Below are 9,556 nucleotides of genomic sequence, written 5' to 3' on the forward strand. Positions count from 1 at the left end.
TGACTGATCTGAGCCAAGGGGGAGTAAGCCTGATTCGGACTCGAGTAGCGGGGTAATTTCCACTCCCGACGATGGTCATCCAGCAAATCTCGCATCGGTTGAGCAATGCGCTCTAGGACGGCATACCCGAGCTGATTGCGCCACCTGGCCCATCTGGCTGGACTGTACCGCCAAGGGGTGCAAAAGGGGGGAATGCTCGGTTCTGCATTGAGCACAACCGCACTGCATACGGTCACAAAGGGAAGCTGAAGCTGCTCTGCGATCGTGCCACCTTCGACCACTCCCTGGTTGACCAGCAGGGCATCGACCCCCGCTGTTTTGATCGCGGCGGGCGCATCCCGCAGCATCACCGTCGAGAGTTGGTTGAGCAGATGAATCGTATATTGCAAGGCAGCGAGTCCTTGCAATTGTCCGAGTTGGCTCAGCCCCTCTGCACTTGCACCCATCGGAAACTCTGCTGCCCCCACCGGTGAAAAGGCGACTCCAGCTGCGAGTGTCTTGGGTTCTGCTTCCGGGATGCCAAAGAGGGTCACGCGATGACCCCGCCGCTGAAGTTCTTGCCCCAAGGGCAACATCGTGTGGAGTGGACCGGTCGCTGCGCCAGGGGTCAGTATCCCAAAATGAGTCATAGTTCCCACCCGATCAAGTGAAGGGTTCAGGTCAGCATAGTCCTACAAAGAGGAGTGTTCTTGAAGCTAGGTGCATCTAAGCAGAAATCATCCTAGCAGACAACCACTTCAGCTACTTTCTCTCAATCAGGAAAACCACCAGACGAGTCAGGGTAAAATCAAGCTATTGCTCCCCTCATGAGGGGAGCGGATGGCTGAACCAGTTCAGGAGCAGTTCTGTCTGCGGAAAGCGCAACGGTGCGATCGGGCGGGAGAGTAGCGATCGCCCCTGGTTTGTTGAGTGAGGGAAAGCACGAGCGTCTATGCCACCATCCCCAGATCCAGTTCTGCCCATCGTGATTGTGCCGCTCACAGGTGGCAAGCAGCCGGAACCTCGGCAACTGGAACCACCGGATCTGCGGCACTGGCAGATTGAGGAGTTTCTACGGCAAACAAGCAAGGCAGACAATACCCAGCGGGTTTATCGAGGACAGTTGGTTAGATTTGCCAGTTGGTGCAATAAGTCTTGGTTGGATGTAACGCCCAGTGATATTGGTAAGTATCGACGAGAGTTGAAACTAAAAGGATTGAAGGCAACCTCCATTAACCATGCGCTCAATACGCTAAAGGCTTTTTATGGGTGGTTGCGGCGGAGCAATGGTTATCCCATGAACCAGCCACTGCCGACGGATGCGATCGACTTGGAGCGCCAAGAAGAACCCCAAGCTGATCACCTGGAAAGTGAGGATCTGAGTCAATTGTGGACAGCGCTGGAACTGGATGAGCGAACCCGAGTCCGCGATCGCGCCATTATTGCTGTGTTGAGTCATGGGCTGCGAGCATCGGAAGCTTCCGCACTTAATGTGGAGCATTGGAACGGCAAGATTCTCAAGGTGCATCGTTCCAAAGGGCAGAATGTGAGTGAAGTTCCCCTGAATCGCGAAGCAAGGCAATATCTGGATGCGTATCTCGAGTGGCGACAGCAGCAAAGCGGTGTGTTTGAGCCACTGCCGCAGAGCCCCATGTTTCTGGCGCAAGACCCGAAAAGTGCAGGGAAACGCCTAGGTTACAAAGGCTTACATCGGATGGTGAAGCAGTTAGGAGCGATCGCTGGGATAGAGGGGTTGAATCCGCATCGCTTTCGGCATACGTTTGGCACGGAAGTCACGCGGCGAGGGGTTGATCCGCTGTTCGGCAAGGAGTTGATGGGCATCAAGAGCGATCGCGTCTTTCAGCGCTACACCCAAGGCATCTTCAAGGTGGCTGCGGCTGAAGCGTATCTGAAGGCGATCGGCGAAGACCCAGAGCCAGCTGAAGATTGAGGTCAGCAGGTGGCTCTGCAACATCTTGCACAAGCACAAAAATTCTTAATACGAATTGAAATTGGCTGAAGCTTCAGACTGTTCAAAGTACCATAGGACTTAAAAACATTTGAATCGCGGATCGCAACTACCAGCAAAGACAACTGTTTCTCATAATTCTCAGCGGAAGTGAAGCTAACCTGAACAACCAACAGCTTTGCTAGGAATGGTTGCCGCTACCCATTGAGTCCTCAACAGATAACATTAAAGTTTTAGGTTGGCATTGAGGCTAGCTTCCCTCAGATCAAAGATTAAGCCGCTAAGTCGATCGCCTCAAGTTTAGGCGGTTGTGGACGGTTGGCGCTGTTAATTGCCCGATCAAACATCTCTTGCTCCATAGCTTTCGACAGCCAAGCTTGATAAGTCTGGGTATGTATGGACACAGAATGCCCCATCCAACGAGCAGCTAGGGAAACGCTGATATTAAATTGGATACAGCGAACGGCGTAGCAGTGGCGCAGATTGTAAGCAGGAAAGGGAATTTTATAGTCCTCAAAAGCGCGTGTCACCCGCTTTCCAAAATCGCGATTGCATTTGCCTGTAACCTGCGGCAAGCGCTTCTCACGCAGGTTGAACTGCTCAATCCACTCCGGGTGAAGCGGTCGTACCTCTCGGTATCCTGTTTTAGTAGGCGCTTGAACTTTCAAAATTATCCCCCCCTGCTCCAACTCAGAGATATCTGAGCGAAAGACTTCATGAGGCCGTAATCCATAAGTTGCCAGCATCCCATAGACCCAACGCCAGTTTAGATTGGGGATTTTCCAAAACTCCTTGACAATGTCAACATCATTAGGCAAAACACGATGCTTAGATCTTCTAGGAGAATAATTACCTCGCAGCCCTTTGTTAATGAAACTCATATCTATGCCAGCAGACTCACCCAATGCCTTGTACACGGAACAGATCTTAAATCGTGTGAAGGTATCAGGTTTTGTAGCTTTGATCGCTCGCTCCAATAGCTTTTTAGTTAAATCTTGGTCTTGAGGCAAGCGTCTCCAATAGTACTCGTAGCCAGTTTTGAAGGAATCTTCAGTTGTTGGGGTACGCTCGCGACACTCAAAATAATTAGCCTTAAAAATTGCGGTCCACTCGGCAACTGTTTTCGGAGGTACTTCTTTAGTTATGGGTTGACCGTAGTCAGCCCATAGAAACTCCTTCCATTCGATCGCTGCACCAATTTTCTTCGCTATTGCTTCAGCTCGCCGAAGCCCCTCTGAATTCCCCTTGAGCTGAAGCGTCACGTCTTGCTGATGCGGTTGTGAATTTTTGGAATTTGGCTTCGGTGGCAAAGTCGCCCTAGCATATAAGGAGTTGCCCTTTAGGACAACTCTGACTCGAATGTTGGCTTGTTTCAGTTTCTGGTTCAGCTGCTGTAGCTTTTCCCTAAACTCTGCATTAACCATAAGAGAGTCCTTAGAGGCAGCGCCTCTATAGATGTTAAGTAAATCCTTGTCATATTAGCTTACCCTATGGCCTCTTTTAGGGTAAGTCTTCCCTTGGTTAAGAATTTTTATGGATGATCCCTCCGCATCTCGGTCCTTTGCGACTCTGCACGATGCCTGGCTTTGCTATGAGCACCATGTGCGAACTGTCATGACATCCCAGAAGGCTGATGCCACTTTGGCTCAAGCCCAAACTGCTTTGGTGAGGTACACTCTCCCAGCCTGGGGATTTCCTTTACCCAAGGGGCAACGACTCACTCGGGAGGAGCGCGAGCAAGGACTCGAGTTCCTCAAACAGGTGCAGCTGGAGCACTTGCAGAATGCTCCCAAACTGCAAGATGTTTTGTTTGAGCAGTTGCAGGTAGCGGGCAATAGCCGACGCAATTATCGTTGGGCCTTAAATAATTTCATTGACTGGTGTAAGGAACAGCCTAGGTCTAGTTCTGTCGCTTGGTCCGAAGACAGACACTCTCCTCCTCGGCATCGGGAGCGTCAGGAAGCTGCAACAGATGTTCGTCGAACAACTCGTAAAGCTAGGCAACCTCATCGATTGGCAGATAACCTGCTTCCTCCCACCCTAAAGCAGGAATTAGAAGCGTTTTACCGATTTCTAACGCAACCTAATCCCGAGGCAGCGAAATTAACCTCACTGGTTCAGACTTCAACCGCCCAGCAGCACCAACAACAACTTTTAAGGATCTTTGGGTGGCTTCATCAGGTGCAGGCAGTTCCATTGGAGGATTTAAGTTTTCGCTGCTTGATTGAGTTCGTGCCGATTCCAAGCGAGATCGATCGGTTGAAAGCTGAATATCATGGCGAAATGATGGCCAGGAGAACGGTTGAACTAACTCAGGCTTATCTAGACTGGTTGCGAGGCAATCAGCCGGAAAATTCACCGCTTCCCAGCAATGGCATTCAAAGCCCTCATACGGAACTGAAGGTGCTAGACACTTTGCTAGCAGTCGCCAAATTTATCTACTGGCAAGAGAAACAACCCTATCTAGGGAACATAGAAGCAGAATTTCCCACGCTTGCTTCGTTGCGCCAGTTAAGAATGCAGACTGCAGAGAGAGCAAAAAGTCATCGACCTTTAAGCGATCGCTCAACGGAAGTATTGCAGTGGACAGAATTTTTAGAGCTTGGGGAAATGCTTCGCTCGGAGTGTACCCCCAGATTTCTTCAAAGCACTCAGTCTCAACAAGGAGGCACCACGCTTGGGCCTCTGCGGGCTCGTAATGCGATCGCTCTCAGCTATCAGCGTTTTCTCTTGTTTGCGTTTCTAGCTTACCTTGTTCCCGAACGACCTACAGCTCTACGAACCCTAAAAATTGCAGCCCTACTTCAGAATGATGGAAAGGTTGACAATCCCATCAGTTCTTCCAAAGAAGGTTATCTGTCTCGAGAGGGAAACCAATGGTGGGTGTACTTACCTGGAGGCCGGAAGAAAGGCAAGGAGCAAGGAAAATTGTTGACCGTTCCAAATCTACAATATGCCGATGGACGTTGTTTCTACCAGTACTTGAAGGAGTGGTTGCTAGTCTATTCCTACAAAGATGAAAAAGGAATTAGCTGGGAAGTACCCGGTTTAAGGAGCTGCTTCAATCCCGAACACGCTTACTTATTTACGATGAAGAATGGGCAACCGTACCATAGTTTACCAGCGTTCAGCCAATTGCTAGCTAACCCAAGTTACCGAATTACAGGAAAAATTGTCAGCCCGCACTCCTTTCGGCGAATGCTGGCAGCATTTCCAAGATCAGATGCTTCAAAGACTGAGTTAGGAAATCTTGAAAACCCCTCAGGGCTCAACCAAGAAATCCGTAACAAGCTTGATGCAATTGGGCACGCTTCTAGAGATGTATCAAGTCACTCAGGAGCAGCAGACTTGGCCCAAAAACTTTTAGAAGTTAAAGGAAGCGACTCACCGACTGAGTCATAGAAGCTGTGGTATTGAAACCCAATCCTTCCCTAAATTTTCCCTATTTTCTTAGGAATATTCGCCTGTATTCACATGCATTTGAGAAGAATTCAGGCTGAAGATCAAAAGGCAGAAAGGTTGCTATGGAGAAGCTCTAGCTCATTTTTCTAGTGTTTTGCAGATGTAGTGATTGCTGTGTCTAACACGATGGGCGCATTCATTGGCAACGCGCATCATGTAGCTAAACCTTCGAGCTAGCAAGGCTTCTGAAGCTCGAGTTTTTAGACTTCCCTAATTTTTCCCTAAGTCAAGAGCCGGTCTCATACCTAGTACAAAAATGAAAAATTGGTTACTATAGCAGTCCTAAATCATTCTTAAGCAAGTATGTTTTGTAAGGGGTGTGTCTAGAGAATGCACATTTTACAAAATACTTAGAATTGCTATAGCTAGCAACTAGAGATAATACAAAGTGCTTTGTAAAATAAAACTTTATATTTTGTGCAAAACTCACAATATCTAAGCCAAAGAGCTGCAATGTAATAGGTTAAACCACCTCAAATCAGGCTATTTTGCTTCATGAACGAAGCTCTAAGGGTTGAGTAAACTTAGTTAGACTACGACTACATTCACTCCAACTTATAAGCAGAGTCTGTTGGTAAAGGTATCACTTTTGTCACACGCTCTAGACATTTGCCTCTGCCTAGTAACGGTTGTAGCGCTCGATCCTAATCAACCCTTTGAGAGGCTACACTTTGGACACCGCAAACCCGCATTCTGACGTTGCCTCTTAGGGGCACAACTGCACAGCGCGTGACAACTTTGGAGCTGCTACCAACCTAACATCTATACCATGGAGTCCTGATTGATGGCTGTGATTGGAAAAATTTCATAAGAAACTGCAGCCTTACAGTTTAAACCTTTACAGTTGCAAAGCTTTAACTTCTGTAGAAGTTTTTCCTAAACCACGTATAGAACTCAGAGCCTCTTTGGTACTAGTAAGCGAGCCCTGCAAGAGTTAGCTTAGAGCTTTTTCATATCCTATCCAGAAAAAGCCTAAGCGATAACAGCCCTTACACCACCAGTACCTCTAATTAGGAGCCTTTAGCAGAGCTAGGAGTATTTATTTGTCGGCCGGGTCAGAGACACCAATCGAAGTTTGGCAGAAACGACCCTGCAATTCAAATTCTACTCCAACTTTGAGTGGTGTAGCTATTTCTGATCAATTTTGTTTGACCTATTGTTCAACAGCAACTCAACCCCTAACGGGCCCGCTCTCTAATTTCGGCTCTGAGCATAATCAAAAGTTATTTCATTAAGTTGGCTTCACTTTTGGCGGGGTGAAACTGGTTGACTGGGTCGTTTCTCAGGTGGTACTTCTAAAGCCTTACCGCAGCGCTCCACATGCCATTGCCAGCGGGGTAGTCCGGAGCCAGGAACACTCGTATCGCGGTAATGATAGCCGACTTTGAATAGCTGCCGTCGCCGTAATTTGCGAAGTTGCTCGGCGGAAATGCCTAAGATTTGAGCTGCTTGTTGCGTAGTCATCCACTCAGATTCAGGCTTCAGTTGCTTACGAATAGAAGCAGAGTCTGGCACTAACTTCAGTTCTGCTTCTGTGAGCCAAACTCCCTCAGCGATCGCCTCTGGGGGTAAGAATTCTGTATCTAGATGAATGGAGTAATGCCACTGGGAATCGTAGGCAAACTTCAAGCCAATGATGCGTCCGGTTTTACGAGACCATGCTCCTTGAGCATCTTCTCCAGACCATTTCACGCGTTCGCCAAAATGAAATCGGGGTTGAGTGAATTCGTCACGTTTGGGAATGGCGATCAACCAGGCATGATCCTGCTCGATCGCGAGGTTTGAAGGGGATGTCATGGTAAAAATCCTTGAATAGTTATGAGTTGGCTGAGCTTTCCGGGTGTAGAGCGTGGAAAGCTAGGCGTAATGGACAAGAGGTTGGGTACTTCTGGAGCACACCAAAATGAACATTGAAAATGATTTCAGGTAGTGCAATTCACAAGCAGGCTGCCCAGTCTTTCTCTCTCTGGGTAAAGCTTGATCTGCCGATTCTTTCTTTTCAGGAGGAAGTGGTAAGAATTGAAGCTTGAGGGTTCGGGGTTGTAAGCGCCAGCTATATATTTAGTAACTAGAAGGGGTTACAACAGGGGAGGCAGCTAAGTCTGACAGCTCTCGTTTCAGGTGGCGTCGATCGAGGATGCTCTGCACTGTCTGCCAAGCTTCTGGGGTAATCCACACCGAGCGCTTTTGGTTTCTGCCTTCGCGGCGAGCCGCAGTTTGAATGCCGAGCTGCAATAGAAGTCGTCGGAAGATCCAGAGATTATTGCCCTGCTCGGGGTCGTCGGGGATCTTAAACCCCAACCAGCGCTTCACGTCCTGAGAATAGCGACGAGCGATCGCGCCTAGGGGTTCTAAGTCTTCATTCGTCCATTCTTGACCAGGGACTAGAAACGGGAGTAATCCCAGTAGCACCCGAGCCACTCGTTCTCCTTCTGCGGTTGGCAAGTCCGGTATCCATAACCCCTGCTTCCACACACTCTGCTTGGCGATCGCCTCTGTGGTTTTCTGAGTCGCCAGGACTGGGTAAAGCAGCATCTCTAAGCGAGCAATCTGACCTCGGCGTTTACCTCGCTCATCAAATGTCACTAGTTCTGGGGTGACCGCTTCTAAAGGAACCGCATAAAAGTCAGCTAGTCGTGTCTTTTCTAGAGCGCGTTTTTCTTCCAGGCTCAAGACTTCTTTGGCTTCCAGGGCTAATCGCTCTGTGGTGCTTAATGTGGGAGCTGATGCAATTGCTTGGTATTCTAGGGTCCGATTGCGCTGTTTAGCTTCCTGCACTCGTTGCTTGATTGGTTGCATCGCTTCTACCGCGATCGCTTCCATAGCATTGCCTTCATAGAGCAGTCGAGCTTGCAACTGGTCCCGTAAGTGCCACATGGCTCGATTGAGGCTAGCAGTAATATCTGCCCACAAGTTCAAGTGGGGGTTGTGCTCCCAATCGATCTCGGTGTCGAGAACGGGAATTAAATCCGGATACAAACTGGAGCGAATCAAGGCCACTTCTTGGTCGAACTTCGTCTTCAGAGATCGCTTGATCTGCCAGGGGTACTCGCTGCGATCTACCTCCGAGAAGTTCTTGCCTTGAGCGGCACACCAAACGACACGAGGAATGGGAGCACGGACGCGACTCAGGGCTTGAGCGGCATCGGCATCTGGAATCGTCCCAAAGAAGACGCCATAAACAACCGCAAAATGATCAACTTCGATACTCACCCCAGTCGCCATTGAGGGCGTGGCAATCACCACATCGTAGTGAGGAGCTTGCTCATTAATATGGCGAACAAATTCAACTGCTTCTTCATTCCCAGAGGTATCGCTGGTAATCTTGATGCGACGTTTTTCAAGAGGGAGCATGGCCGCGATCGCATCGGCGTAGTCTTTGGAGTCGGTTTGCAGCAGCACAGTTTTACCTGCTTGAATATCCTCTAGCAGTTGAGCCGTGATGGCAGAATCATTGGGGCAATGCAGAAACTGAACTGGATAGCCTTGAGGTTGGTAGTGGTTGTAGATCAAGTTCACGCCACTGTCTTCACCTCGGAGTTGTTGCAGGTACTTGAGGGTGGAGTCATTTAGGTCTGCGTCGGCCACCACAACTCGGTGAGCTACTCGCATTAACCAATGTAAGCGAGCTAGGAGAGCGGGACGTTTGCCATCTTTGCGGCAGGTATTTGATGTTAATAGATGCGTCAAAACTTGGCAGACTTCGTCAATGACGAGGTCACAACCAATAAACTGATTGGGGTCGATGGAGAGCAGGGAATCGACACAGAGCCCTAAGCGCTGAGTCGTGCCTTTCCCCTGAGCATCAATCCACTGCCCATTGGCTTTATCGGCGTCACTTTTCCAGGTCAGCCCCATGCGTTCCGCTAGCGATCGCCCCAAGCAACGGCGGTGAGTTAGGAGCAGAACTTGGCGGGAATCAGCCACGAGTTGGGCCATCAGCTTGGTTTTGCCTGTGCCTTTGCTGGAGCAGATAGCCAGGATGCCAGCGTTAAGTTGAGGGGCAGGACTGGCATCAGAAGATGCAAGGGCAGGGAACTGAAGTTGGGACAAGTCAGGAGCATTGAGAACTAAGCTGGGAGAGTAAGTCAGCTTTTGCCGCTGTTGTTGCACCCACTGCCAGTGGCTGAGAGAGGCCGCTTGAGA

The 9,556-nt window shown here is 49.3% G+C and carries 6 protein-coding genes; 2 read left to right on the forward strand and 4 right to left on the reverse strand.

Translation table 11 applies throughout. The features are described from left to right. The coding region (locus tag H6F68_RS11855; protein ID WP_399313731.1) for a hypothetical protein at positions 1 to 629 on the reverse strand (629 nt) is incomplete at its 3' end. A gap of 302 nt (positions 630 to 931) precedes the next feature. On the opposite strand from H6F68_RS11855, the gene H6F68_RS11860 reads away from it, so the two are divergent. Then, entirely contained in the window at positions 932 to 1,930 is a 999-nt protein-coding gene (locus H6F68_RS11860; protein WP_190559232.1) for a tyrosine-type recombinase/integrase, read from the forward strand. A 290-nt stretch (positions 1,931 to 2,220) separates the two neighbouring features. On the opposite strand, the gene H6F68_RS11865 is transcribed toward H6F68_RS11860, so the two are convergent. Next, positions 2,221 to 3,372, reverse strand: a complete 1,152-nt coding sequence (locus H6F68_RS11865) for a site-specific integrase (RefSeq protein WP_190559234.1) — start codon at positions 3,370 to 3,372, stop codon at positions 2,221 to 2,223. Positions 3,373 to 3,562: 190 nt separating this feature from the next. On the opposite strand from H6F68_RS11865, the gene H6F68_RS11870 reads away from it, so the two are divergent. Further along, a complete protein-coding gene (locus H6F68_RS11870; RefSeq protein ID WP_206755520.1) occupies positions 3,563 to 5,350 on the forward strand; it encodes a hypothetical protein in 1,788 nt (595 codons plus the stop codon). Between the two features lie 1,302 nt (positions 5,351 to 6,652). Here the strand turns inward: H6F68_RS11870 and H6F68_RS29005 are convergent. Both H6F68_RS29005 and H6F68_RS11880 read right to left on the reverse strand, forming a co-directional pair. Next, on the reverse strand, positions 6,653 to 7,207 hold the full coding sequence (locus tag H6F68_RS29005) for a helix-turn-helix domain-containing protein (RefSeq protein WP_242065463.1): 555 nt from the start codon (positions 7,205 to 7,207) through the stop codon (positions 6,653 to 6,655). A 264-nt stretch (positions 7,208 to 7,471) separates the two neighbouring features. Beyond that, positions 7,472 to 9,556, reverse strand: a 2,085-nt coding sequence (locus H6F68_RS11880) for a plasmid replication protein, CyRepA1 family (protein WP_313930096.1), incomplete at its 5' end; no start/stop codon positions are given.

Origin of the sequence: Trichocoleus sp. FACHB-262, assembly GCF_014696035.1 — a bacterium.
Lineage (GTDB): Bacteria > Cyanobacteriota > Cyanobacteriia > FACHB-46 > FACHB-46 > Trichocoleus.

What these genes read in the sequence shown, in the direction of transcription:
- H6F68_RS11860 (WP_190559232.1), top strand. Translation starts at nt 932, where the DNA reads ATGCCACCATCCCCAGATCCAGTTCTGCCCATCGTGATTGTGCCGCTC.
- H6F68_RS11865 (WP_190559234.1), bottom strand. Translation starts at nt 3,372, where the DNA reads ATGGTTAATGCAGAGTTTAGGGAAAAGCTACAGCAGCTGAACCAGAAA.
- H6F68_RS11870 (WP_206755520.1), top strand. Translation starts at nt 3,563, where the DNA reads ATGACATCCCAGAAGGCTGATGCCACTTTGGCTCAAGCCCAAACTGCT.
- H6F68_RS29005 (WP_242065463.1), bottom strand. Translation starts at nt 7,207, where the DNA reads ATGACATCCCCTTCAAACCTCGCGATCGAGCAGGATCATGCCTGGTTG.